Consider the following 21,804-nt stretch of genomic DNA (forward strand, 5'->3'; position numbering starts at 1 on the left):
AGCCTACGCAGCGCCGCCCGGGCGGGTCGGCCAGGCCAGGGCGCGGGTGAGGTACGGGTTGGTGCGGCGCCGCGACGACAGCCCCAGGGACGCGGTGGCGGCCGCCAGGGTCATCGCGTAGGAGTCCACCGCGCGGCGGACGTTGGGGGCGTCCAGGCTCGCGCCGGTGACCAGGCGGTCGAGGTCGACGTAGGCGGAACGGACGATCTCGATCCACCGGTACACCCGCCAGTCCTCCTGCCAGTTCCTGGTGAACCGGGGGGCCAGCCGGCTCTCCCAGCGGCGGAACATGCGGTCGCGGATCTCCGGGCGGGTCGGGGTGAGGTGCATGTGCCGGACCAGCTCGTACAGCGGGTCACCGACCACGGCCAGCTCCCAGTCGATGAGAGTCAGCGCCAGATCGTCGTCGCGGCGCACCAGGTTCCAGGGGTTGAGGTCGCCGTGCAGCAGGGCGGCGGCCCGGTCGGTGACCTCGTGCCGGCCGAGGATCTCGCGCAGCCGGGCCGCGTCGGGCAGGCCGAGGAAGCGGGCCAGCTGCTGGGACTCCTTGGGCAGCCGGGCCACCAGCGCCACCAGCTGGTCGCTCAGCCAGGCGTAGAAGCCGGGCCGGCCGGCCAGCGGGTCGACCGGGGTGTAGTCGACCTCGGTCAGCGCGGCCAGCTGGTCGACCAGGCGGTCCGCCTCGTGCGGGAGCAGCCCGTGCACCGGGTGCCGGGGCCGCCGGTCCACGTCGGGCGGGCCCTCGTAGGTGTGGACGGCGAAGAGGTCCCCGGAGTAGGTCCGGATGCCGGAGAGGCTCTCCGAGTGGCTCTCCCCCAGCGCCAGCACCCGGGGCGCGGCCACCGCCGCCCCCGACCGCTCGATCGCCTGGAGCACGGCGTGCTCGCTGAGGAAGCTGCGTTCGCGCCGGGTGACGTGCGCGACCTTGCGCCGTACGACGACCGGGAACGGCGTGCCCGGGACCCGGAGCACGGTGTTGAGGTGCGCGGTGCCCTTGAACACCCGGTGGGCCGGGGCCGCGCCCTCCAGGACCAGGGAGTCGGCCACGGCGGAGTGCGGGAAGCCGGGGTGTTCCGGCACACGCCGGTCCGGCTTCCAGTCGATCGCCCGGGCGACCGGACCCCGCAACCGCCCACCACCGGCCTGCGTCCCGGCACCGGCGCCCGTCCCGGCACCGGGCCGTACGGACGCCGCCCGCCAGCGGAACAGGATCCGCTCGATCTCCTCCCGCCCCGGCACCCGGCCCAGCCGCAGCGGCTCCGCCGCCGCCTGCACGGCCTGGTGCACCCACGCCGTCGCCTCGTCCAGGCTCTTCTGGTCGAAGGCCTCCTCCAGCGACGTCGCGGCCCGCATCACGTCGGGGTAGACCGACTGCGCCCGTTCGAAGGCCACGTAGTGCCGCAGGTCCCGGGCCACGCCGCTCACCGCCGCCGGCCGCACCCGGCCCATGGCGCACGCCCACGCCTCGACGACCTCGTCCCACTGGTGGTCCGGATAGTGCATCCGGACCAGGTGGACGGCGAGGTCGTGCAGCGGGTCGCCGTAGGTGGCGAGCTCCCAGTCGACCCAGATCAGGGGCGCGTCACCGCCGTACGACATGATCACGTTGTCGCGGTGCAGATCGGCGTGGAGCAGGCCGTAGGGGCGGCGGGACATGGCGGGGACGCGTTCCGCGAGCCGGGCCAGGGCGTCCTCGGGGATGCCGAGAGCGGCGAACAGGCCCCCGAAACGGCGCCAGTTCGGCTTGCGGATCTGCAGGTCGGCCATGCGGGCCAGGGTCTGCAGGAAACCCTGGCTGTCGGTGTGGTTCCGGGGCCACAGGGACGGCAGGGGCGGCAGCGCGGGCCCCCGCACCTGGGCCGTCCGGGCGAGCAGGTCCGCCAGCGCCCCGACCAGCAGGCCGTCGACCGGTTTGCCGGCCGGGCAGACGCTGGAGAGCGGCACGCCTTCCACATAGCTGTGGATGGCGAAGCCGTCCCCCTGGGTCAGGCACTCGGGCACGTCGGGCAGCACGCCCTTGATGGCCCGCAGGATCTCCGCCTCGCTCGGCCAGGTCCGGATCACCACGGGCAGCGCGCCGGCGCGCGGCAGCCGCACGGTCACCAGGGTGCCCGCCTTCCGGCCGAGCAGCCGGGCCATGGGCTCGGTGAGGGGCAGCACGTAGTTCTGGTTGTGGAAACCGCCGCTGGTGCGGCCCCGCGCGGCGGCCTCCGCCACGAACGCCCGGCAGAGGGCGTCGGGCCTGGCCCGGTCGGCGCGCGCCCCGGCCATGTCGCGGGGGACGGGTGGTGCGCCCACTGGCCGCTCCGGGGTCTCGATCGCGCTGCACGGGACGGGGACGGGACAGGTCGGGGAAACGCTAACTCCCCGGCCGACGAACGACACAACCTGCGGGGCCGGACGAGCAGCCGGGCGGGTGGTCCGCCGCTCGTCCGCGCCAAGTCGCCGGGGCGGGCCCGTTCGCCATCCCTTGCGCGAAAAACCTGAGCGGTCGCTCAGACGGTAGGGCGGATGCTATCCCATACCGGCCGCCGTGCGGGCCTCATCGCCTCGAGTGCCACTCGAACCGCCGACGCCGCCGGCCTCGTCGGTCAGCAGTTCCCACATGGCCTCGAACCACGCCGTCATGCCCTCCACGAAGGTCGTCCCCGGCGAGTCCGCGCGGCCGTCGCGGACGTGGTGGGTGAGGGTCGCGCCGAGCCCCAGGACGTCCACCGCCGCGACCTCCTCTCGCGGGTCGAGCATCACCGGGCGGACGAGCGGTATGTAGAGGCCGTGCAGCACCTCGGAGCGGTTGATGAGGTAGAGCTTGAACGTGGGTGCGAAGGGGGCATGGCGGAACTCGTACTCCACCTCCGGGACGAGCTTCTCGGTGTGCAGTTCCCCGAGGACCTTGTCGAGGGAGGCGATGTGGGTCTCGGCGATGCCCCGCAGCCGTGCGCGCAGCCGTGCGTCGTCCTTCCTGTTCACCCCTCGCGGATAGGGCAGGGTGTCGATCGCCGACGGGACGATCAGGCGGAGCGCGATACGCCGGGGGCTGATGATCCTGGCGCGGATCCGCTCCGCCTGGGCATGGATGTGGGTGTCCAGGCTCTCCGACGTCAACGTGTAGATGTCCAGCGTGACTTCGGGCTGCTCGAACGCCTCGGCGATCAGCGGCCCGAGGGTCAGCTGGTGCCGGGACCTGCTCGCCCGGGGCGTCGAGGACTGGATGCGCTGGTTGCGCACCACCCGCGAGCCCTTGCCCTGCCGGGACTCGATCCACTTCTCGCCGCGCAGCACACGCAGGGCCCGCTGCACGGTGTCCCGGGAGATCCCGAACTCCTTCGCGAGCGTGGTCTGGGAGGGCAGATAGGCGTCCACCGGATAGAAGCCGTCGGCCATCCGCGCCCGCAGTTCCTCCGCGACCCGGAGAAACTCGTGGCCGCCGGCCTCGCCGGCCTCGTCCTTCCGATCCACCGTCACAGGCGGTACGTACCTCGCGGGCACCAGCGGCAAACTCCTACCGGTCAGTCAAGCAGTCAAGTCAACCACCCGGTTACTGGATCTAGTTGGCCGGGCATGCTGCCACAAGCAGTCAACTTCACCAGTCAACAGAGCGGGCTTGAGGGGTTGACCGGTTGCCCGGGGCCCGAGGGGGAGGAAGCCGTGACGATCCATGTGCTCGGGTTCGACGTGCAGATCGACCTCGGTCAGCTCGTCCTGTGGGGCGCGGGACTGGTGGTGTCGCTGACGGCCTGGATCCGCGGGCGGGTACGGACCCGGGCGCGGGCCGGGGTTCCGCGCGCCGCGCGGGTGGCTGTCACCAGCCGCGCAGCACGCGCAGCAACGGCTCCAGGGACGCGACCACGCACCCGGCTCCGGCCTCCCGCAAAAGCTTCCCCTTCCGTTCGTTACGCGCGTAGCCGAGGAACGGCACGCCGGCGTGGTGCGCGGCGGCGAGGTCGGAGGGCGAGTCACCGATCATCAGGGCCGCCGAGGGGGCGGAGCCCATCGCGGCCAGGGCCCGGTTGAGGCAGTGCGGATCGGGCTTGAGCAGGTGCAGGTCGGTGGTGCGGCCGTAGATGTGAGGGGCGAAGCAGGCGGTGAGGCCGCGGTCGTCGAGGTAGGTGCGGACCACCTTCGGGGAGTTGTTGGTGGTGATGGCCAGCCGGGCGCCCACCGCGGTCCAGGTGCGTATCAGGGGGTCGGCGTAGGCGGTGGGCAGCGCGGAGCCGGCGGCGCGCAGCTCCTCCTGGGTGAGACGTTCCTCCAGCTCGGTCACGAGGTCGCTGCCGGGGTGCCGGAGGTCCACGGCACGCAGCACCTCGTGCGGGTCGAGCGAGTCGCGCTCGGAGTCGCTGAGCAGATTGCGCAGCCCACGCCCGGCCAGCCAGTCCACCAGCTCGGTCGCCACCCGTTCGGCCGTGTGCCGCGCGAACAGACGGCAGATCGGTCCGTCGAAGTCCCACAGGACCACTCGGGCACTTTCGATCAGAACCCGGAGCTTCTCGATCTCGTTCGCGGTCTGATCGGTCTTCGTCGTCGCATCAGAAGTCACTAGGAGAGTGTCAGGTCCGTGGTGATGGTTTCCCAGAGGGCGTCGAACCACTTCTGCGATTGCTCCACGAACGCCGCGTCCCGCTGTCCGGCCCGCTGCTCGAAGGAGAACAGCAGGGACTCCGAGCCGAGGGTGTCGTACATCTCCAGGGTGCCGCTGTCGGTGGGCTCCTCGCGTCGCGTGATCATGTAGTGCGCGAACAGCGCCTCCACCCCGTTGAGCAGGTACAGCTTGACCGGCGGGGTGAACGGCAGCGCCCGGAAGGTGACCTGGACGTCGATGTCGTGGGTGCCGCGCAGCGCCTGGAGGTTGTACTGCAGCACCTGGCCCTGGGCGTTGCGCATGGCCAGCCAGCGCTGGTGGACCGCGTCGTCCTCCTCGCTGCCGGCGTCGACCGAGACCGGGAAGGCGAGGTTGATGTCGCGGGACGGCAGCAGGATGCGGGCGTCGATCCGCTCGGGGTGCAGCCGGCCCTCGTGGACCAGGCGCAGCGGCTCGCCGAGCGCGGGGATCAGGCTCTGCGCGGTCAGGCAGACGGCGTCGATGCGCACGTGCGGCGCGGAGAACGCCTCGGTCAGCCGGGGCGCGAGCGCCACCATGGTCGGCTGCGGCTCCCCCCGCGTGGTCCGCGGCTCGGCGACCCGCGGCGGGCTGCCCTTGCTGACGTCGGCGAGCAGCCCGTCCTCCTGGAGCACCCGCAGCGCCTGGCGTACGGCACCCCGCTCGACGCCGAACTCGCCGGCCAGCTCGGCCTGCGTCGGCAGCCGCTCGCCCGGCTGCAGCTCGCCAGAGCGGATCCGCCCGCGCAGGGTGTCGGCGATCTCCTGGGGCGTGAGCCTTCTGCTGCCGTTCACTGCCACATGCTCCTGAGTCACGACCAAACGCTATAACTCTGATCCATCTTTGGGGAGTTGCCGAGAAGTTGTTTATGAACTCAAACCAAGTGGGGACAACTTAGTTGGAGTTGGTTGCCAACTTCTTGGAACTTTTCCAAGTTGGCCAATCTTCTGAAGGGGGAACCGCCGTGCCCGCCCTCGCTCTCCTCGTCGAACAGCTCGTCCAGTGGAAGTACGGCGTCGCCGGCGCCGTCGGCCTGCTCCTGGTCTCCGTCGGCATCGAGACCAGGAGCCACAAGGCCCTCTCGGCCGGCGCCGTCCTGCTCGCCGTGCTCCTCGCGGGCCCGGCGCTGTGACTCCCCGGGGGTCCGGAGCTAGGTACTGAGCAGGAGTTCCGAACTGATCGTCTCCCACAGCGCGTCGAACCACCGCCGCGACTGGTCCACGAACGCCGCGTCCCGCCGCCCGGCACGCCGCTCGAAGCCGAACAGCATCGAGCGCGTGCCGTCGGCGTCGTACAGCTCCACGTGCTCGTTCCCGATCTCCCGCTCGCGGCGCTTCAGCGTGTAGTACGCGAACAGCGCCTCGGAGTCGCCCAGCAGATACAGCTTGACCGGCGGGGTGAACGGCAGGGCGCGGAAGGAGACCCGGACGTCGACGCCGTGCGTGGTGCACAGGGCCAGCAGGTTCTGCCGCAGCACCATGCCCTGGGCGTTGCGCTGGGCCAGCCACCGCCGGTGCAGCAGGCCGTGGTCGTCGGCGTCCACCGGCGCCGGGAAGGCGAGGTCGATGTCACGGCTGGGCAGCAGCACCCGGACGTCGATCTTGGCCGGTTTCAGCCGTCCCGCGTGGATCTGCCGCAGCGGCTCGCCGACGGCCAGCGTGAGCGAGACCGAGGTCAGGCAGAGCGCGTCGATCCGCACGTGGGGGGCGGCGAAGGCCTCCGCTATCCGGGGTGCCAGGCCGACCATGGTGGGCTGCGGCGGCGCCGCCGGTCCGGCCGGCGGCAGGGCCGGTCCCGGCATCAAGGCCACGGTGGCCGGGCTGCCCTTGGAGACGTTGGTGAGCAGGTGCTCCGACTGCAGGATGCGCAGGGCCTGGCGCACGGCCCCGCGCTCGACACCGAACTCGACGGCCAGCTCCGCCTGCGTGGGCATGCGCTGACCCGGCTGCAGCAGACCGGTCCTGATCCGGCTGCGCAGTGCGTCGGCGATGTCGCGATGGGACGTGTGGGGCCGCTGTGACCTCGTCCGTCCACTGGCGGAGGCGTGCTCCGGGTCCACGGACAAACACTACAACTTCCCGCCAACTTGCGGCAGTTCGTCGACAGCTGGTTATGAGTCGCTTCCCAACGGACATAAGTACGGTGAAGTTGGCTGCCAACTTGCACGACATGGTCAAGCTTCCCAGTGGTTGGCCGACCGGGCTCCCTTCCGGAGGGGAGCCGGGAGCCCGGGCAGGGGACGGCCACCGAAGCGCACAGTCACAACTGAACACGACATCGCACAGCCACAACCGAACAGGGTCAGCACAGCCACAACTGAACAGCTCGCTACGGATGCACAGTCGGTGTCGCAACGAAAGAGAGAGGAGCCTTCAGAAGATGTCCGGGCACCAGGGACGCCCGGTCGAGCGAAGCAGGGCGTCGGCCTTCCGGGCGGCGCCCTCCCGTTCTTCCTGCACCCGCCCGAGCGCCGCGAGCCGCAGCAGCGACTCACCACCGAGCCACACCGAGGCCAACTCGCCGACGCCCAGCGTCAGATCGGCACCCTCGGCGGTGGGCACGCAGGAAGCCCCCTGAGGCGAGGCCTCCAGCCGGAACCGCCCGCCGGCGAACCCCCCGCCGTCCACCACCTCCAGCACCACCGACCCCGACCCCTCGTACGTCCGCGCCTCAAGGGCCCGTACGACGTCGAGGATCCGCACCCACAGCCAGTCCCCGTGCCCGGTGATCCGGGCCGCGCGCGGGTCGGGCAGGTGGAGGGGGAGCAGGTCGTCCGGGCCGCGGAACCCGCTCTTGACCTTCGTGATCCAGTCGATGGAACACAGGAAGTGCCACAGGGCGCGCTCGGCGGCCGCGGTGGTCGCGACGAGCTTGCGCACGGTCGCGGTCTGGTCGGGCTGCTTGCCGGCCCACGTCTCGTCGCACACATACGTCACCAGGCCCTCGACCTCGCCGGAGGCCGAGCGGTAGACGGCGTGGAACGGCTCGGTCCAGTCGGCGTTCATGCGGACCGCGCCCGTGTTCACCTGCCACCACAGCTCGTCGCGGCTGACCGCGCCGGGCTGGGCGCGGCGGAACCGCTCGAACAGCTCCGGACCCAGCTTGCGCACGTCCGCGCCGTCCACCAGGTCGATCCGCCCGCCGTCACCGGGGCCGGACCAGCGCGGGTCCAGACCGGCGCGCGGCACCTCGACGGTCCACTGGGTCGACCAGGTGGCCGGGCCGAATCCGTAACGCCCGTAGATCGGGTACTCCGCGGCGATCAGGGTGGCGACGACGTCACCGCGCTCCTTCGCCGCTGTGAGGTCCCGGTTCATCATCTGCGTGAGCAGGCCGCGGCGGCGGTGGGTGGGGCTGACGGTGACGTTGGAGATGGCGTCGGCGGGCACCGGGCCGCCGCCCACCGTGGTCAGTTCCTGGGCGAAGGAACGGAAGGTGGCCACCCAGCGGTCGCCGTCGACGGCCCCCAGCGACCGTCCCGGCTCGAACAGCCTGCGCCGGGCGTCGAGTTGCTCGCGCGCCAGCACCGGCGGCTGGGTGAACCCGGTGGCCAGCGCACGCTGCCAGTCCTCGAAATCGGCCTCGGTAACGGTGCGGACGTCGCTCATGGGGTCACGGTAGGCGGACCCACGGCCGGGTGTCCCCTCCTTTTCCGCTGCCTCAGATCAGCAGGTCGTCCACCTGTGCCTCACCCACCCGGTACCGGCGGGCGATCTCCGCGCTGCAGTCGTCGGTCGTGCGCTGCAGCCGCTGGCGGCGCCCGGAGACCTCCTGCTCGTACCGCACCAGGCGCCCCATGGCCGTGGTCAGTTCGAGATCCGTGCGGGCCTCGAGGTCCGACAGCTCGACCTCGGCGAGCATCTCGGCGGCCAGTTGCCGGTACTCCTCGTTGTGCGGGGTGCCGAGCGTGACATGGCGGGCCGAGGAGCGGTGCCGGGCCGGGGCGTCCTTGAGGATCTCCGGGAGCCGGTCGACCACGGAACCGTCTGTCGGCGCCGGCAGGGACGCGCGGCCGCGCCGGCACAGCTCCGCGCGCAGAATGTCGATCCGCCCCTGCAGCAGCCGCCGCACATAGCTGAGGTCCGCCTCGTCGCGCTGGGCGTCGCGGCGCAGCGTGCGCAGCTCGGGCAGGCTCAGCCGGGCCAGCTCGGGCTCGGGCGGCTCCGCGGGCAGCGCGGGGCCCGCCGGAGCCGCGGGGCCCGCCGGAGCGTCGGCGCGCTGGGCGGGCGGCCGGTACGTCCCCTGCGTGCCCAGCCCCCCGCTCGTACTCGGTGTGCTCATGTGCTTGTGACCGTCCCCTCGACCGGCGTGTGGAAGCATCGTGCCACCCCAACCGGCCACTATGTGACCGAGTGCCCCCGAACAGCCCCAGATGGGGGGTAAGGGATCTATAAGGGATCTATGATTGGCTCTCTGTGCCCATGTGCCGGGCACCCGGCATGATGGTCCGCATGCGTGCGGTGGTGCAGAGAGTGGACGGCGCGAGCGTCGTCGTGGACGGCGAGACGGTCGGCGCGATCGAGGGCGAGGGGCTGTGCGTCCTGGTCGGGGTGACCCATGAGGACACCAAGGAGAAGGCGGCGCAGCTGGCCCGCAAGCTCTGGTCGATCCGCATGCTGCAGGACGAGAGGTCGTGCAGCGACATCGACGCCCCGCTGCTGGTCATCAGCCAGTTCACGCTCTACGGCGACGCGCGCAAGGGCCGCCGCCCCACATGGAACGCGGCGGCCCCGGGTGACATCGCCGAGCCGCTGGTCGAGGAGGTCGTGGCCCAGCTGCGTGCGCTGGGCGCGACGGTGGCCACGGGGCGCTTCGGCGCTAAGATGCGGGTGTCGCTGACGAACGACGGGCCTTTCACGGTGCTGCTGGAGATCTAGGCGGCCCTGCGGCTACGGCTCGACCACGACCTCCTGTGCCGCCGCCGTCTCTCCGGCCAGGAGCCGCGCGTCGACGGGGACGTTCCGCTTGACCAGGGCCAACGCCACCGGGCCCAGTTCGTGGTGGCGTACGGACGTCGTCACGAAACCGATCCTGCGGCCCTCCGGGCCCTCGTCCGCGAGGCGGATCTCGGTGCCCGGCACCGGCAGGTGCACCTCGCTGCCGTCGAGGTGGAGGAAGACCAGGCGGCGCGGCGGCTTGCCCAGGTTCTGGACGCGGGCGACCGTCTCCTGGCCCCGGTAGCAGCCCTTCTGCAGGTGCACCGCCGTGCCGATCCAGCCCAGCTCGTGCGGGATCGTCCGGTGGTCGGTCTCGAAGCCGAGCCGGGGCCGGTGCTGCTCGACGCGCAGCGCCTCGTGGGCGAGGAGACCGGCGGCGGGCCCGTGCGCGGCGGCGAAGGACTCCAGGTCCTCGCGAGGCAGGAAGAGATCACGGCCGTACGGCGTCTCGCGTACGACGACGCCCTGGGGCACCTCGGCGATGGACCCGGCGGGCAGGTGGACGACCGCGAAGTCGGCCGTACGGTCGGCGACGTCCACCCGGTAGAAGAACTTCATCGACTCCAGGTACGCGATCAGCGCGTCCTGCGTGCCGGGCTCCACGTGCGCCCAGACGGTGCTGCCGTCGTCCACCAGGTACAGCGCGTGCTCGATGTGCCCGTGCGCGGAGAGGATCAGCGCCTCGGTGGCCTCACCGGCCGGCAGCTCGCTGACGTGCTGGGTGAGCAGCAGGTGCAGCCAGCTCAGCCGGTCGTCGCCGCTGACGGTGACGACGCCCCGGTGGGACAGGTCGACGAAACCGGTGCCGTCGGCGAGGGCGCGCTGCTCGCGGAACAGGTCGCCGTAGTGGGCGGCGACACCTTCGTCCACACCCTCGGCAGGGACGGCGCCGGGCAGGGACAGCAGGGGGCTCTTCATACCGCCAGCCTACGACGTGGTAGTTGAACTCTTCAGCGAGCAGTCCCTGCACCGGCCGAAGATCGCGAAGTGCTTCATGTCGGTGTCGAACCCGAACTGCTGCCGCAGCTTCGCGGTGAACTCCGCGGCCACGTCCACGTCGGCCTCGATGACGTTCTCGCAGTCGCGGCAGACCAGGTGCAGGTGGTGGTGGCGGTCGGCGAGGTGGTACGTCGGCGCACCGTGCCCGAGGTGGGCGTGGCTGACCAGCCCCAGCTCCTCCAGCAGCTCCAGCGTGCGGTAGACCGTGGAAATGTTGACCCCCGACGCCGTCTTCCTCACTTCCACGAGGATGTCGTCGGGGGTCGCGTGCTCAAGGGTGTCCACGGCTTCGAGGACAAGCTGCCGCTGCGGCGTCAGCCGGTAGCCGCGCTGCCTGAGGTCGCTCTTCCAGTCGGTGCTCACCACACCAGAGAGTCTAGGACCAGTTGGTGCCGGACCTCTGTGTACAGGCCTACTTGAAGAAGGCGATCCCGTCGTCCGGGAGGTCGTCCGGGAGGGCCTTGGCCCAGCGCTCGACGTCCTCCGGGGTGACGACCTTCTTCAGGTGGGCCGACATGTAGGGGCGCAGCTCGACCTCGGGGGTCTGCTTCTCGCCGACCCACATGAGGTCGCTCTTGACGTAGCCGTAGAGCCGCTTGCCACCGCTGTACGGCTGCGAGGCGGCCGTCCGGGCGACGGCGTCCGTGACCAGGTCGATCTGCGGCTTCTTGTCGGCCATCTCGCCGTACCAGATCTCGATGACGCCGTCGTCGCGGGTCATCGTCACCTCGACCTTGCGGTGGGCGTCGATCCGCCAGAAGCCGTGCTCCGACTCCAGCGGGCGGACCTTGTTGCCGTCCTTGTCCAGCACCCAGGTGTGGGAGTGGTACTCCAGGAAGTCCCGGCCGTCGTGGGTGAAGCTGACCTCCTGGCCGAAGTTGCACTTCTCCGATCCGGGGAAGTCGTGCACGCCCGCGCCGGCCCAGTTGCCGAGCAGGAAGGCGAGCGGGACGAGGTCCTTGTGCAGGTCGGACGGGATCTCGATCATGAGGGGCGGTTCCTGGGTGTCAGTGGTCAGCGCTGGCCCTGGTACAGCTTCTTCACGGTCAGACCGGCGAAGGCGAGCACGCCGACGCAGACCAGGACCAGCAGGGTTTCGAAGAAGATCTCCACGGGTGCTCCTTGAGCGAGGGTGGGCATACGACAGAGCCGGAGCCCAGCTTACGCGGCCGGGCGCAGGCTCTCCCTGCGAGGTGGGCCGTAACGGCGCCACCCGGGTCGGCTCAGCCGAGCAGCTGCTGCTGCAGGACCACCGTCTGCTGGAACGGGATCTCCCTCGCACCGCCCGGGCGGGACTGCACCACGAGGGCGATGACGTCGCCGCAGGAGATGTAGGCCTGCCGCACCTGCTCGGCGCCGTACGGCTGCTTCTCGGCGAACTCCTCCACCACGCCGTTCCCGTCGGCACTGGCCGCCTCCGGGAACGACTCGTCCATCACGTTGGAGGCAGCCCCGCGCAGGGCCAGCCCCGGGTCCTGGTAGCCGGCGAACTCGTCCTGCTGGACCTTGCCTGCGATCAGTCCGGTCTCGAACTGCAGCAGGTAGATCCGGGTCCGGGTGCCGTCCGGCATGGTCCAGCCGCGCGCGGCGATGTGCCGCAGGCCATGGTCGGTGAGCTCGCCCTGCAGGTTGTCCCGGTCGTCCTTGCTCGCGTACTCCGCGAGGTACACCGTCGGCTTCGTCCATCCGTGGTCACCGGCGAGCGCGGGGTCGGCCTTGGCGCCCTTCGGCGCGGGCAGCACCAGTTTGCGCAGGTCGGCGTAGTGGATGTCGGCCGCATTGCCGGGGGCGAAGGGGGCCGGGCGGCCGGCGGGCAGCGGCGGGCGGACGATCTGCGGGTAGTCCCAGCGGCCGTCCGGTCGCGTGGCGAGGCCGGGCAGGTCGGCGCGCTGCATCCGGGTGATGCCGTACGCCGTCGAGGTGCCGGCCACCGCGAAGACCACGACGGCCGCGGTCCAGCGCAGGACGCTCCGCAGGACCCGGCGGTCCTTCGGCGCGGGCTCCGGTGTGGGCTCCGGCACGGGCAGCGCGGGGGTGACGGGAATCTGCTGCTCGCTCATACGGCCTTCCCCGGGTCCTTGTCCTTGATGCGGTCGAGCTGTCTGCCGACGAAGACGGCGATGGCGCCGGTGTCGAGCGGGCGGGGCCCGGCCGCGTTGACGGTGACGAGCACGTCACCGATGGAGGCGGAGCAGACCATGCGGTCGATCTTCTCGTCGCTCGCCTTGGGCATCCGGAAGCAGGCCGCTTCCTTGTGGCCCGGTATCTGCGGCCCCTTGGGGAAGACCCCGAGGGCCTTGAAGATCTCGTCCCGGCCGGCGGAGAGCTCGCGCACGGACTCGCGGTTCGCCATCCGGACCAGCTCGAAGGTGAGCGTGAAGGACTTGTCGGAACCGCCGAGTTCGTTGAACGGGGCGTAGCTGCGCATCGCCAGGCCCTGGATGTGCTCCTTGTCGATCGCACGGTCCATCGCCTGCCGGGTCGCCGACGGCAGGCCGATGATCTCCCGCTTGCGCAGAGCGGTGGCCTCGCGCCCGTTGAGCGCGACGTCGGAGCCGAACTCGCCGATGTCCGGCCCCTGGACGTAGCCCTGGGACCCGGGGCTGTCGTACGGCATCAGCAGGCCGCGCAGTCCCGCGACGTCCGTGCCCTGCTGCTCGTCCTGGCCGCTCCGGTCCGCCTTGGCGGCCTCGGGGAACTTCCAGACGGGGTCCCCGGCATCCCGGTCGGCCCCGGCGACCGTCACCGCGGTGAACCCGACGCCGCCGACGACGGCGAGGGACAGCAGCGCGACGGCGACGATCCGCCCTACGGGGCGCCGACCGGGGGCCGCTGCGGCGCCCTCGCCGGGCTCGGTGGTCTCCGGCAGACGCGGGTCTTCCGCGAGCGACTCGTTCACAGCCTCGTTCACAGCTGGGCCACCTGCCGCTTCGCCAGATCCATGATCTTGTTCTCGGGGATCGGCCGAGTGTCGCTGATCCAGATGTCCATGTAGACGTCACCGCGTGAGGCGATCGCCTCGGCCAGGTACACCGGCAGGTACCCGCTCTTCGTCTCGGGCGTCCGGTGCACGTACACCATGCCGTCGCCGGTCCCGGGGATGGGCGAGCTGCCGGTGTCCGGCACCTGCTCGGCCCAGTGCCGCTGGCTCTCCACCTGCTTGGCGGCGCCCGGCTCCAACACCTGGCGGTACTGGACGAGCCGTATCTCGACGGCGTACGTGCCGATCTGCCAGGTGGTCCGGGCCGCGCGCCGGAACTCGGTCCTCAGCTGGTACTGGAAAGCCCCGGTCGGCTGCTTGAAGGTGCTCGCGTAGCCGGCCAGGTCCATCCAGCCGTCGGAGCTCCCGAAGTCGGCGGCACGCGCGCCCGCGGGCCGCCTCAGCAGCAGCTTGCGCAGGTCGCCGTCGGTCTTCACCCGGCGGTCGTACGCCGCCGACAGGGGCTCGACGGCCCCCTTGGCCTGGCCGACGACGGGCTGCGACAGGGAGGGCAGCTTCGTGGGCGGGCGGTAGGCCTGGACGACGTAGCCGGTGCAGACACCCGCGACGACACCGAGCACGGCGGCCCCCGCGACCAGCGCGACGGTCCGGCCCCTGCCCGGTCTTTCAGGTGATTCCAAGATCCCTCCCTAGGTGTTTCCCAGGAGACTCATGGCATGCACACGGAGTTGTAGGGCGGGTTGATTACGATTCGGACATGACCAAGAAGCTCGTGATCAAGGTGACGGCCGGGGCGGACGCCCCCGAGCGCTGCTCGCAGGCGTTCACGGTGGCCGCGGTGGCCGTGGCCAGCGGGGTCGAGGTGTCGCTGTGGCTGACCGGGGAGTCGTCCTGGTTCGCACTGCCGGGCCGGGCCGCCGAGTTCGAGCTGCCGCACGCGGCCCCGCTCCCGGACCTGATCGAGTCGGTCCTCGCCGCCGGACGGATCACGCTGTGCACGCAGTGCGCGGCCCGGCGCGAGATCACCGAGGAGGACGTCATCGAGGGCGTACGGATCGCGGGTGCCCAGGTCTTCGTACAGGAGACGCTCGCCGACGACACCCAGGCGCTCGTGTACTGATCCCTCACGAACGCGGGCGCTTCTTGCCGTCCAGTTCGTCCCACCACTCGTCGGACTGGGGATCGCCGGAGGGGTCGTCCCACCAGCGGTCCTCGGGGCCCCGGCGGTTCGCGATCATCGCCGCCACGGGCGGGATGATCATGGCCACGACGCACATGCCGACGGCCGCCGGCACCGACCAGAGGCGCACGACTCCCCACGCCAGGACGAAGAGGCCGATGCACGTCCCCATCATGGCGAAGTAGAGGTGCCGCCGCCGCGCGTACATAGGTCCAGGGTAGGCCGGGCCGTACCTGTCACAACTGATCGACAATCGCCGCCCGGACGGCGCCCGCAGAGTTACCGTGGCGTAGCCGTACACCGCTCTCGCCCCCGGGGGAAACACCACATGCGCGCCCTGCGAATAATCCTGATCCTCGTCGTGATCCTGGGTGGGCTGTTCGTGATCGCGGACCGGGTGGCCGTGCACTTCGCCGAGGGGCAGGCCGCCGACAAGCTGAAGTCGACGCAGAACCTGGCCTCGACGCCGGATGTGAGCATCGAGGGGTTCCCGTTCCTCACCCAGGTCGCGAGCGGTTCGCTCGACGACGTCCAGGTCGGGATCAAGGACTACGAGGCCGCCACCGGGACCGCCGGCAAGACCATCCGGATCGACGATCTGCACGCCGACATGAAGGGCGTCTCCTTCTCCGGCGACTACAGCTCCGCCACCGCGGACAGCGCCACCGGCACCGCGACGATCTCCTACGCCGAGTTGCTGAAGACCGCCAAGTCCGAGCCCACCGAGGTGGCCCCCGGGATCGAGGCCAGGGTCGTGGGTCTCTCCGACGGGGGCAACGGCAAGATCAAGGTCCAGGTGCACGTGACGGGCACGGTCCTCACCGTCCCGGTCGACCGGACGCTGTCCGTGCTCAGCTCCGTGAGCGTGGTGAACGACAAGGTCGAGGTGCACGCCGACTCCCTGCCCAGCCTGGCCGCCCTCTCCCTGGCGGAGAACCGCGTCCGCGAGATCACCGACTTCCAGCAGGCCATCGACCGGCTGCCCGGCGGCATCAAGCTGGACAAGGTGCAGGCAGCGAAGGACGGCGTGGAGATCACGGTGAAGGGTTCGGACGTCAAGCTGGCGGGGTAGGACCAGAGCCGGTGGACGCGGAACGTCCGACTGGCGAGACGATCAGGTCCGTACCGCAGATACGGTGACCTTCACGAGCGTCCGGCGGCCCCGAGGGGCTCGCCGGGCGCTCTTCTCGTCCCACCATACGGACGATCGCGTCTCGTCATATGACACACCGGTGACACGCCCACCCGGACGTCCCTACGATCGCTCCCATGAAGCGACAGGCGGATCTCACGAAGCGGCGGGCAGTGGACCTGTGCCGCGTTGCCGCCATGCTCTGTCGCCCCTTCTGAGCGAAAGTCCCCGACTTCCGCATCTCACGCCTGCCCTGCTGGAAGGGCACCCGTGCGCCGCCCGGCCTCACGAGGGCGCACCCCTGTACCCGCACGCCCCGCCGCAACTGCCCCGGAGGAGAAAGAGCATGAGCCGCACCGACGTCCTGGTCGACGCCGACTGGCTGCAGGAGCACCTGGACGACCCGGCCATCGCCATCGTCGAGGTGGACGAGGACACGTCCGCCTACGACAAGAACCACATCAAGAACGCGATCCGCATCGACTGGACCAAGGACCTGCAGGACCCGGTCCGCCGCGACTTCGTCGACCAGGAGGGCTTCGAGAAGCTCCTGTCGAAGAAGGGCATCGCCAACGACACGCTGGTGATCCTCTACGGCGGCAACAACAACTGGTTCGCCTCGTACGCCTACTGGTACTTCAAGCTGTACGGCCACGAGAACGTCAAGCTCCTCGACGGCGGCCGCAAGAAGTGGGAGCTGGACGCCCGCGAGCTGGTCGCCGGCGACGAGGTCCCCGAGCGCCCGGCCACCGACTACAAGGCCAAGGCCCAGGACACCTCCATCCGCGCCTTCCGTGACGACGTCGTCGCCGCGATCGGCTCGCACAACCTGGTCGACGTGCGGTCGCCCGACGAGTTCTCCGGCAAGCTGCTCGCCCCGGCGCACCTGCCGCAGGAGCAGTCGCAGCGTCCCGGTCACGTCCCGAGCGCGCGCAACATCCCGTGGTCGAAGAACGCCAACGACGACGGCACCTTCAAGTCGGACGAGGACCTGAAGGCCCTCTACGCCGAGGAGAACGTGGACCTCGCCAAGGACACGATCGCCTACTGCCGCATCGGCGAGCGCTCGGCCCTGACCTGGTTCGTGCTGCACGAGCTGCTCGGCGTGGAGAACGTCAAGAACTACGACGGCTCCTGGACCGAGTACGGCTCCCTCGTCGGCGTGCCGATCGAGCTCGGCGCCAACAAGTAAGTCCCCACCCACACATCCGACCGGCCTTCCTTCCGGTCAGACCCCTCTGGAGAAAGACATGTGCGGAGCGAAGGCCGGCGGCCCCGACGCCTCGACGATCAAGCCCGGTGAGACCACGATCCAGGGTCAGGTGACCCGCGACGGCGAGCCGGTGACGGGCTACGTCCGTCTGCTGGACTCGACCGGCGAGTTCACGGCCGAGGTGCCCACCTCGGCGACCGGTCAGTTCCGGTTCTACGCGGCCGAGGGCACGTGGACGGTCCGGGCGCTCGTCCCGGGCGCGACGGCCGACCGCACGGTCGTCGTGGCGGAGAAGGGCGCGCTGGCCGAGGTCGCCATCGCGGTCTGAACGGGCCTGCGCGAAGCAGCTGCACAGTGACGGTCGAAGGGCCGCACCCCTGGGTTGGACGCCAGTGGGGGTGCGGCCCTTCGGCATGCGCGGGCGCCCGTTGCTAGCGCGGCTCGCCCCATTGCGCCAGCAACGACACGCTTGCCGCTGGGGTAGCGACTTGTCATAAGATCATCCAAAAGGTCTAGCGCTCTGTCAATTACCCCTTTTCCATGGGGAATTGACATCCTCTCGAGGAACGCTGAGCGGCCGTCATGTGCTGCAATTCCCCCGTTTGGTGCACAAAATCCCTGTCTCCCGGCATTCCCGACATGACAGCCATGGCGGTCGGTCCGTACGTTCATGACGACCGGCCAACGAGTCGGCGTCTCAGAGACTGGAGTTGCACCATGAAGTTCTCTCGTTCCACGATCGTCACCGCCGCCGGCCTGGGGGCCGCGGCTCTGGCGGCGACTGGCGTGACCTACGCCTCGGCCGCCTCCTCGCCGGAGGCAGCGCCGGCCGCTCCCGCGCCCCAGGCGGCCCCGGCCGCCGCCGCACCTCTTGGTGGCGCCGGTGAGAACAACGGCAACGGCAACGGCAACAACAACAACAGCAACGTCAACAACAACAACGGCAAGGGCAACGAGGGCAAGGGCGAGGAGGGGCGTCGCGAGGGTCGCCGCCACTTCGAGGGCCGGATCCAGATCAACGAGCGGTCCTACTCCGCCCACCCGGGTGACTGCATCACCGTGATCAGCGGCCTGGGTGCCCGGACGCTGAACATCCGCAACGACAGCCACAAGGTCGTCGAGGTGTTCCGCGGTGCCGTCTGCGACAACGGCGCTCCCGTCGCCACCGTCGGACCCTTCAGCCAGAGTGACGGCGTGCACGTCCACCGCACGGAGGGCATCCACGTCAAGGACGGCGTGGTCGGCAGCTTCCGCGTGGTCGGGCACGACGGCTGGGGCTGGGGCGGCGAAGGCGGCTGGGGCGGCGAGGGTCGCGACGGCGGCGAAGGCGGCTGGGGCGGCGGCGACGGCGGCTGGGGCGGCGAAGGCGGCGGCCGGTAACCCACAACCCCTTGCAGGAATGGAGCCCCGGCCCGCCGGAATCGGGCCGGGGCTCCGGCTTGTCCGGCGTCCGACGACGGACGGGACGTGATCGGGCCGGAACGGCGCTAACCGAGCGCCCGCCCCAGTACCCACACCACCGGCGCGGCAGCCGACAGCGGCAACGCCACGCCGGCCGTGAAGTGCACGAACCGGGAGGGGTAGTCGTAACTGGCCACGCGGTGACCGATCAGCGCGCACACCCCCGCGGCCGCGCCGAGCAGCGCGCCCTTCGCGCCCAGTCCGGTCATCCCGCCCACGGCGATCCCCGCACCCGCCGCCGCCAGCAGCGACACCACGACCGACGCCGGTGCAGGCAGCGGCAGGGCCCGGGCCAGGACCGCCACGGCCACCGCCGCGGCGCCCACGGACACCGCGTGCGCGTCGGCACCCAGGTACCCGGTGGCCAGCACCGACAGCGCCGCCGAGACGACCGTCGCCATCAGGCCGTACATCCGCTCGTCCGGCGAGGCGTGCGAGCGCAGCTGCAGGACCAGGGCCAGCAGGACCCAGACGCCGAGCGGGCCGAGGATGGCCGCCGGGGCGTGGTCGCGGCCGGCGGCCAGGACCGCCGCGTCGGCCGCCAGCCCGCCCAGGAACGCCAGCGCGATGCCCTGCCGGGCCGGCCACATGCCGTTCAGCCGGAACCAGCCCGCCGCCGTCACGCCCTGGAGCACGATGAGCGGCACGACCAGCGCGTACGAGGCGACCGGCGCCGACGCGGCCAGCAGCAGGCCGAGCACCGCGGTCAGCAGCGCCGGCTGCATACCGGGCTCGATGACCGGCGAGCGGCCCTCCAGACGGGCCCGCTGGGCATCGGTGATCCGGGCGTTCCCGGCGAGCGTGGCGGGGCCGTAGTCCGGCCCGGACCCGGGTGCGGCGTCCGGCGCGGCTCCCGGCGTGGGCGCAGGGGCCGGTGCCGGGGCGGGCGCGGGTGCCTGCTGCGGGTGCGGGGCGGCCGGGTACTGCTGCTGGTACTGCCCGTCGAAGCCCTGCGGCGCCGGATACGACGGCTCCGCCACCTGCGCGGGCATCTGCGTCGGGGCGTGGTTCTGCGTCTCCCAGGTCTGGCCCTGCCACTGCTGGGTGAGCTGGGGGTCGTAGCCGGGGTGCTGTCCGTGCGGTTGTTCGTACCCGGGCCATTGCTGCTGGTACGGGTCGTAGCCCTCGTAGCCCTCGTACGGGCCGCCCTGATAGGGCTGACCCCCCTGATACGGCTGGTCGGTCACTGCCTCACCCTCCTGCGAACGGCGGGAGCACCTCGACCGTGCCGCCCTCGGCCAGCCGTACCGTCTCATGCGCGCGGGTCCCGACGGGGTCACCGTCGACGAGGAAGGAGCATCGCTGCAGCACGCGCGTGAGTTCACCGTGGTGTCGCGCGCGCACGGCGGCCAGCGCGTCGGCCAGCGTCTCCGCGTCGTACGGCTCCTCGGCGACACCGGCCGCGGCCTTGGCGGCGGCCCAATAGCGCACCGTGACCTTGGGCATCTGTTTCCTCAATCGACGGCAAGAAAGAAATCAAGAGTGCTGTCAGGCTAGCCCGCCTTGGCGGCGGCCCATTCCCCGATCCGGGCGAGCAGGCCGTCGTCCGCCGCGTGCTCGGCGTGGCCCATGCCCGCCTCCACCCAGAGTTCGCCGTGGTCACCGGCCGCCTCGGCGAGCATCCGGGGGTGGTCGAGGGGGAAGTAGCCGTCGCGGTCACCGTGCACGATCAGCAGGGGCGTGGGGGCGATCTCGGGCACGGCCTCGGCCGGGGAGAGCGGCACCGGGTCCCACTCACGGCAGTGGATGCGGGTGCGCAGACCGTAGCGGCCGACCAGGCGGCCCTCGGGGCGGGTGACCAGCCAGTGCAGGCGGCGCATGGGGGCCGTGCCCCGGTAGTACCAGCGGGCCGGGGCGCTCACCGAGACCACCGCGTCGACCGTGCCGGGGCCCAGGGCGGCGTGCCGCAGGACCACCGAGCCGCCCATGGAGAACCCGACGGTCGCCACGCGTGCGTGCCCGAGGCCGCGGGCCCACGCGACGGCCGCCGCGAGGTCCAGGACCTCCCGGTCGCCGACCGTGGAGCGGCCGCCGGAGCGCCCGTGGCCGCGGAAGGAGAAGGTGACGACCGCGCCGTAACCGCGCAGCACGCCCGCCACCCGTCGTACGTGCGGACGGTCCACGTCCCCGGTGAAGCCGTGCGCGACGACGAACACCAGGTCACGAGAGGGCGAACGGCGGGCGTCGGGATCGGATCCGGAGGTTTCGTATACGACGGCGCCCGGATCGTATACGGAATCGATCGGAATTCCGTCGACGGTGCGCAGAAACGTCCGGGTAGGGGCCTGTCTGTGCGTCTCGGTATTCGGACGAACGGTGGAATGCGCCACGTGACCTGCCGAACGGTTCCTCATGTGGGCTATTCTGCTGGGCAGAGGACTCGGGCAGCGCAGCCCCCGGGTCCTTTTGTGCTTTCGGAAGCGTTGTATACGAAGTGGGAAACCTCAGGTGAAGGCGCCGGGGCGACCGCCGGTGTACGGGCCTTCGGGATCGCAGAGCAGTGCCCGTCCGCACAGCCTCGCAGGGACCGAGGAGGAACCAGACGTATGAGTTCTCTGCTGCTCCTGACCAACGCCCTCCAGCCGTCGACGGAGGTGCTGCCCGCCCTCGGCCTGCTCCTGCACAATGTGCGGGTGGCCCCGGCGGAGGGCCCCGCCCTCGTCGACACGCCGGGCGCCGACGTCATCCTCGTCGACGGCCGCCGTGACCTGCCCCAGGTGCGCAGCCTGTGCCAGCTGCTGCGCTCCACCGGCCCCGGCTGTCCCCTGATCCTCGTCGTCACCGAGGGCGGTCTCGCCGCCGTCACCGCCGACTGGGGCATCGACGACGTGCTCCTCGACACCGCCGGTCCCGCCGAGGTCGAGGCGCGGCTGCGGCTGGCCATGGGCCGGCAGCAGATCGTCAACGACGACTCCCCGATGGAGATCCGCAACGGCGACCTCTCCGTGGACGAGGCGACCTACAGCGCCAAGCTCAAGGGCCGGGTCCTCGACCTCACCTTCAAGGAGTTCGAGCTGCTGAAGTACCTCGCCCAGCACCCCGGCCGGGTCTTCACCCGCGCCCAGCTGCTGCAGGAGGTGTGGGGCTACGACTACTTCGGCGGCACCCGGACGGTCGACGTCCACGTACGGCGGCTGCGCGCCAAGCTCGGCCCCGAGCACGAGTCGCTGATCGGCACCGTCCGCAACGTCGGCTATCGGTTCGTCACGCCCGAGAAGGCCGACAAGGCCGAGCGGGCCGGCGAGGAGGCCCGGGCCAGGGCGGAGCGAGCAAAGGCGGAGGATGCGGACACATCCGCCGTCCATGACGGCGCCGAGGTGCACGCGGAGGCGTAGATGCAT

The 21,804-nt window shown here is 71.0% G+C and carries 26 protein-coding genes; 9 read left to right on the forward strand and 17 right to left on the reverse strand.

Annotation, left to right across the window (positions count from 1 at the left end; all coding sequences use genetic code 11):
* Positions 1–3 precede the first annotated feature (3 nt).
* The 4 genes from ACFYZB_RS07535 to ACFYZB_RS07550 all read right to left on the reverse strand — a co-directional run bounded on the left by ACFYZB_RS07535 (position 4) and on the right by ACFYZB_RS07550 (position 5,421).
* Entirely contained in the window at positions 4–2,298 is a 2,295-nt protein-coding gene (locus ACFYZB_RS07535; RefSeq protein WP_388755466.1) for a phosphotransferase family protein, read from the reverse strand.
* 216 nt (positions 2,299–2,514) lie between these two features.
* Positions 2,515–3,465 carry a winged helix-turn-helix domain-containing protein gene (locus ACFYZB_RS07540; protein WP_388755469.1) on the reverse strand — a complete coding sequence of 317 codons (951 nt, stop codon included), beginning with the start codon at positions 3,463–3,465 and terminating at the stop codon, positions 2,515–2,517.
* Between the two features lie 337 nt (positions 3,466–3,802).
* Positions 3,803–4,540 carry an HAD family hydrolase gene (locus ACFYZB_RS07545; protein ID WP_388755471.1) on the reverse strand — a complete coding sequence of 246 codons (738 nt, stop codon included), beginning with the start codon at positions 4,538–4,540 and terminating at the stop codon, positions 3,803–3,805.
* Positions 4,540–5,421 carry a GntR family transcriptional regulator gene (locus ACFYZB_RS07550; RefSeq protein WP_351213729.1) on the reverse strand — a complete coding sequence of 294 codons (882 nt, stop codon included), beginning with the start codon at positions 5,419–5,421 and terminating at the stop codon, positions 4,540–4,542. Before ACFYZB_RS07550 ends, ACFYZB_RS07545 begins: the two co-directional genes overlap by 1 nt.
* 143 nt (positions 5,422–5,564) lie before the next feature.
* Here ACFYZB_RS07550 and ACFYZB_RS07555 point away from each other — a divergent pair, with 143 nt between their 5' ends.
* Positions 5,565–5,732, forward strand: a complete 168-nt coding sequence (locus ACFYZB_RS07555; protein WP_351213727.1) for a hypothetical protein — start codon at positions 5,565–5,567, stop codon at positions 5,730–5,732.
* Between the two features lie 18 nt (positions 5,733–5,750).
* Here the strand turns inward: ACFYZB_RS07555 and ACFYZB_RS07560 are convergent, their stop codons facing one another.
* The 3 genes from ACFYZB_RS07560 to ACFYZB_RS07570 form a co-directional block, all read right to left on the reverse strand.
* Complete coding sequence (locus tag ACFYZB_RS07560; protein WP_388755474.1) at positions 5,751–6,665, reverse strand: winged helix-turn-helix domain-containing protein; 915 nt, start codon at positions 6,663–6,665, stop codon at positions 5,751–5,753.
* A 307-nt stretch (positions 6,666–6,972) separates the two neighbouring features.
* Positions 6,973–8,208, reverse strand: a complete 1,236-nt coding sequence (locus ACFYZB_RS07565; RefSeq protein ID WP_388755477.1) for a GNAT family N-acetyltransferase — start codon at positions 8,206–8,208, stop codon at positions 6,973–6,975.
* Positions 8,209–8,260: 52 nt separating this feature from the next.
* Entirely contained in the window at positions 8,261–8,881 is a 621-nt protein-coding gene (locus ACFYZB_RS07570; RefSeq protein WP_388755480.1) for an aerial mycelium formation protein, read from the reverse strand.
* 170 nt (positions 8,882–9,051) lie between these two features.
* On the opposite strand from ACFYZB_RS07570, the gene dtd reads away from it, so the two are divergent.
* The gene (gene dtd, locus ACFYZB_RS07575) at positions 9,052–9,477 is read left to right on the forward strand and encodes a D-aminoacyl-tRNA deacylase (RefSeq protein WP_351213719.1); all 426 of its coding nucleotides are present in this window, start codon (positions 9,052–9,054) and stop codon (positions 9,475–9,477) included.
* Between the two features lie 12 nt (positions 9,478–9,489).
* Here the strand turns inward: dtd and ACFYZB_RS07580 are convergent, their stop codons facing one another.
* The 6 genes from ACFYZB_RS07580 to ACFYZB_RS07605 all read right to left on the reverse strand — a co-directional run bounded on the left by ACFYZB_RS07580 (position 9,490) and on the right by ACFYZB_RS07605 (position 14,157).
* Positions 9,490–10,455, reverse strand: coding sequence for a folate-binding protein (locus ACFYZB_RS07580; protein ID WP_351213717.1), 966 nt, complete (start codon positions 10,453–10,455; stop codon positions 9,490–9,492).
* A 9-nt stretch (positions 10,456–10,464) separates the two neighbouring features.
* Positions 10,465–10,902: a transcriptional repressor gene (locus ACFYZB_RS07585; RefSeq protein ID WP_351213715.1), complete on the reverse strand. Its 438-nt coding sequence runs from the start codon at positions 10,900–10,902 to the stop codon at positions 10,465–10,467.
* A 46-nt stretch (positions 10,903–10,948) separates the two neighbouring features.
* On the reverse strand, positions 10,949–11,524 hold the full coding sequence (locus tag ACFYZB_RS07590) for an FABP family protein (protein WP_351213713.1): 576 nt from the start codon (positions 11,522–11,524) through the stop codon (positions 10,949–10,951).
* Between the two features lie 235 nt (positions 11,525–11,759).
* A complete protein-coding gene (locus ACFYZB_RS07595; RefSeq protein ID WP_388755484.1) occupies positions 11,760–12,596 on the reverse strand; it encodes a hypothetical protein in 837 nt (278 codons plus the stop codon).
* Positions 12,593–13,447 carry a hypothetical protein gene (locus ACFYZB_RS07600; RefSeq protein ID WP_388755486.1) on the reverse strand — a complete coding sequence of 285 codons (855 nt, stop codon included), beginning with the start codon at positions 13,445–13,447 and terminating at the stop codon, positions 12,593–12,595. The genes ACFYZB_RS07595 and ACFYZB_RS07600 overlap by 4 nt, the downstream gene beginning before the upstream one ends.
* The gene (locus tag ACFYZB_RS07605; RefSeq protein WP_388755489.1) at positions 13,444–14,157 is read right to left on the reverse strand and encodes a hypothetical protein; all 714 of its coding nucleotides are present in this window, start codon (positions 14,155–14,157) and stop codon (positions 13,444–13,446) included. Before ACFYZB_RS07605 ends, ACFYZB_RS07600 begins: the two co-directional genes overlap by 4 nt.
* A gap of 77 nt (positions 14,158–14,234) precedes the next feature.
* Between ACFYZB_RS07605 and ACFYZB_RS07610 the strand changes: the two genes are divergently transcribed.
* A complete protein-coding gene (locus tag ACFYZB_RS07610) occupies positions 14,235–14,597 on the forward strand; it encodes a DsrE family protein (protein ID WP_351213705.1) in 363 nt (120 codons plus the stop codon).
* 4 nt (positions 14,598–14,601) lie between these two features.
* Here the strand turns inward: ACFYZB_RS07610 and ACFYZB_RS07615 are convergent, their stop codons facing one another.
* On the reverse strand, positions 14,602–14,865 hold the full coding sequence (locus tag ACFYZB_RS07615; RefSeq protein ID WP_351213703.1) for a DUF3099 domain-containing protein: 264 nt from the start codon (positions 14,863–14,865) through the stop codon (positions 14,602–14,604).
* A 120-nt stretch (positions 14,866–14,985) separates the two neighbouring features.
* Here ACFYZB_RS07615 and ACFYZB_RS07620 point away from each other — a divergent pair, with 120 nt between their 5' ends.
* From ACFYZB_RS07620 to ACFYZB_RS07640, 5 genes are all read left to right on the forward strand, one after another.
* Entirely contained in the window at positions 14,986–15,729 is a 744-nt protein-coding gene (locus ACFYZB_RS07620; RefSeq protein WP_388755493.1) for a DUF2993 domain-containing protein, read from the forward strand.
* Positions 15,730–15,926: 197 nt separating this feature from the next.
* On the forward strand, positions 15,927–16,007 hold the full coding sequence (locus ACFYZB_RS07625; protein ID WP_350751515.1) for an Ms5788A family Cys-rich leader peptide: 81 nt from the start codon (positions 15,927–15,929) through the stop codon (positions 16,005–16,007).
* Positions 16,008–16,135: 128 nt separating this feature from the next.
* Positions 16,136–16,981: a sulfurtransferase gene (locus tag ACFYZB_RS07630; protein ID WP_351213699.1), complete on the forward strand. Its 846-nt coding sequence runs from the start codon at positions 16,136–16,138 to the stop codon at positions 16,979–16,981.
* A 58-nt stretch (positions 16,982–17,039) separates the two neighbouring features.
* Positions 17,040–17,330, forward strand: a complete 291-nt coding sequence (locus ACFYZB_RS07635; protein ID WP_004000115.1) for a DUF1416 domain-containing protein — start codon at positions 17,040–17,042, stop codon at positions 17,328–17,330.
* 389 nt (positions 17,331–17,719) lie between these two features.
* Positions 17,720–18,382 carry a hypothetical protein gene (locus tag ACFYZB_RS07640; RefSeq protein WP_388755498.1) on the forward strand — a complete coding sequence of 221 codons (663 nt, stop codon included), beginning with the start codon at positions 17,720–17,722 and terminating at the stop codon, positions 18,380–18,382.
* 107 nt (positions 18,383–18,489) lie between these two features.
* On the opposite strand, the gene ACFYZB_RS07645 is transcribed toward ACFYZB_RS07640, so the two are convergent.
* The 3 genes from ACFYZB_RS07645 to ACFYZB_RS07655 are packed head-to-tail and all read right to left on the reverse strand — an operon-like array spanning position 18,490 to position 20,817.
* Positions 18,490–19,650: a hypothetical protein gene (locus ACFYZB_RS07645; protein ID WP_388755501.1), complete on the reverse strand. Its 1,161-nt coding sequence runs from the start codon at positions 19,648–19,650 to the stop codon at positions 18,490–18,492.
* 4 nt (positions 19,651–19,654) lie between these two features.
* Positions 19,655–19,909 (reverse strand): MoaD/ThiS family protein, encoded by a 255-nt coding sequence (locus ACFYZB_RS07650; RefSeq protein ID WP_388755504.1) that lies wholly within the window; start codon positions 19,907–19,909, stop codon positions 19,655–19,657.
* A gap of 47 nt (positions 19,910–19,956) precedes the next feature.
* Positions 19,957–20,817, reverse strand: coding sequence for an alpha/beta hydrolase (locus ACFYZB_RS07655; RefSeq protein WP_388755507.1), 861 nt, complete (start codon positions 20,815–20,817; stop codon positions 19,957–19,959).
* A gap of 192 nt (positions 20,818–21,009) precedes the next feature.
* On the opposite strand from ACFYZB_RS07655, the gene ACFYZB_RS07660 reads away from it, so the two are divergent.
* Entirely contained in the window at positions 21,010–21,798 is a 789-nt protein-coding gene (locus ACFYZB_RS07660; protein ID WP_388755510.1) for a response regulator transcription factor, read from the forward strand.
* The last annotated feature ends 6 nt before the right edge of the window (positions 21,799–21,804 follow it).

Source organism: Streptomyces sp. NPDC001852 (assembly GCF_042891825.1).
Lineage (GTDB): Bacteria > Actinomycetota > Actinomycetes > Streptomycetales > Streptomycetaceae > Streptomyces.

Coding starts and splice junctions, on each gene's coding strand:
- ACFYZB_RS07565 (WP_388755477.1), bottom strand. CDS start 8,208: ATGAGCGACGTCCGCACCGTTACCGAGGCCGATTTCGAGGACTGGCAG.
- ACFYZB_RS07570 (WP_388755480.1), bottom strand. CDS start 8,881: ATGAGCACACCGAGTACGAGCGGGGGGCTGGGCACGCAGGGGACGTAC.
- dtd (WP_351213719.1), top strand. CDS start 9,052: ATGCGTGCGGTGGTGCAGAGAGTGGACGGCGCGAGCGTCGTCGTGGAC.
- ACFYZB_RS07580 (WP_351213717.1), bottom strand. CDS start 10,455: ATGAAGAGCCCCCTGCTGTCCCTGCCCGGCGCCGTCCCTGCCGAGGGT.
- ACFYZB_RS07590 (WP_351213713.1), bottom strand. CDS start 11,524: ATGATCGAGATCCCGTCCGACCTGCACAAGGACCTCGTCCCGCTCGCC.
- ACFYZB_RS07595 (WP_388755484.1), bottom strand. CDS start 12,596: ATGAGCGAGCAGCAGATTCCCGTCACCCCCGCGCTGCCCGTGCCGGAG.
- ACFYZB_RS07610 (WP_351213705.1), top strand. CDS start 14,235: ATGACCAAGAAGCTCGTGATCAAGGTGACGGCCGGGGCGGACGCCCCC.
- ACFYZB_RS07615 (WP_351213703.1), bottom strand. CDS start 14,865: ATGTACGCGCGGCGGCGGCACCTCTACTTCGCCATGATGGGGACGTGC.
- ACFYZB_RS07620 (WP_388755493.1), top strand. CDS start 14,986: ATGCGCGCCCTGCGAATAATCCTGATCCTCGTCGTGATCCTGGGTGGG.
- ACFYZB_RS07625 (WP_350751515.1), top strand. CDS start 15,927: ATGAAGCGACAGGCGGATCTCACGAAGCGGCGGGCAGTGGACCTGTGC.
- ACFYZB_RS07630 (WP_351213699.1), top strand. CDS start 16,136: ATGAGCCGCACCGACGTCCTGGTCGACGCCGACTGGCTGCAGGAGCAC.
- ACFYZB_RS07635 (WP_004000115.1), top strand. CDS start 17,040: ATGTGCGGAGCGAAGGCCGGCGGCCCCGACGCCTCGACGATCAAGCCC.
- ACFYZB_RS07640 (WP_388755498.1), top strand. CDS start 17,720: ATGAAGTTCTCTCGTTCCACGATCGTCACCGCCGCCGGCCTGGGGGCC.
- ACFYZB_RS07650 (WP_388755504.1), bottom strand. CDS start 19,909: ATGCCCAAGGTCACGGTGCGCTATTGGGCCGCCGCCAAGGCCGCGGCC.
- ACFYZB_RS07655 (WP_388755507.1), bottom strand. CDS start 20,817: ATGAGGAACCGTTCGGCAGGTCACGTGGCGCATTCCACCGTTCGTCCG.
- ACFYZB_RS07660 (WP_388755510.1), top strand. CDS start 21,010: ATGAGTTCTCTGCTGCTCCTGACCAACGCCCTCCAGCCGTCGACGGAG.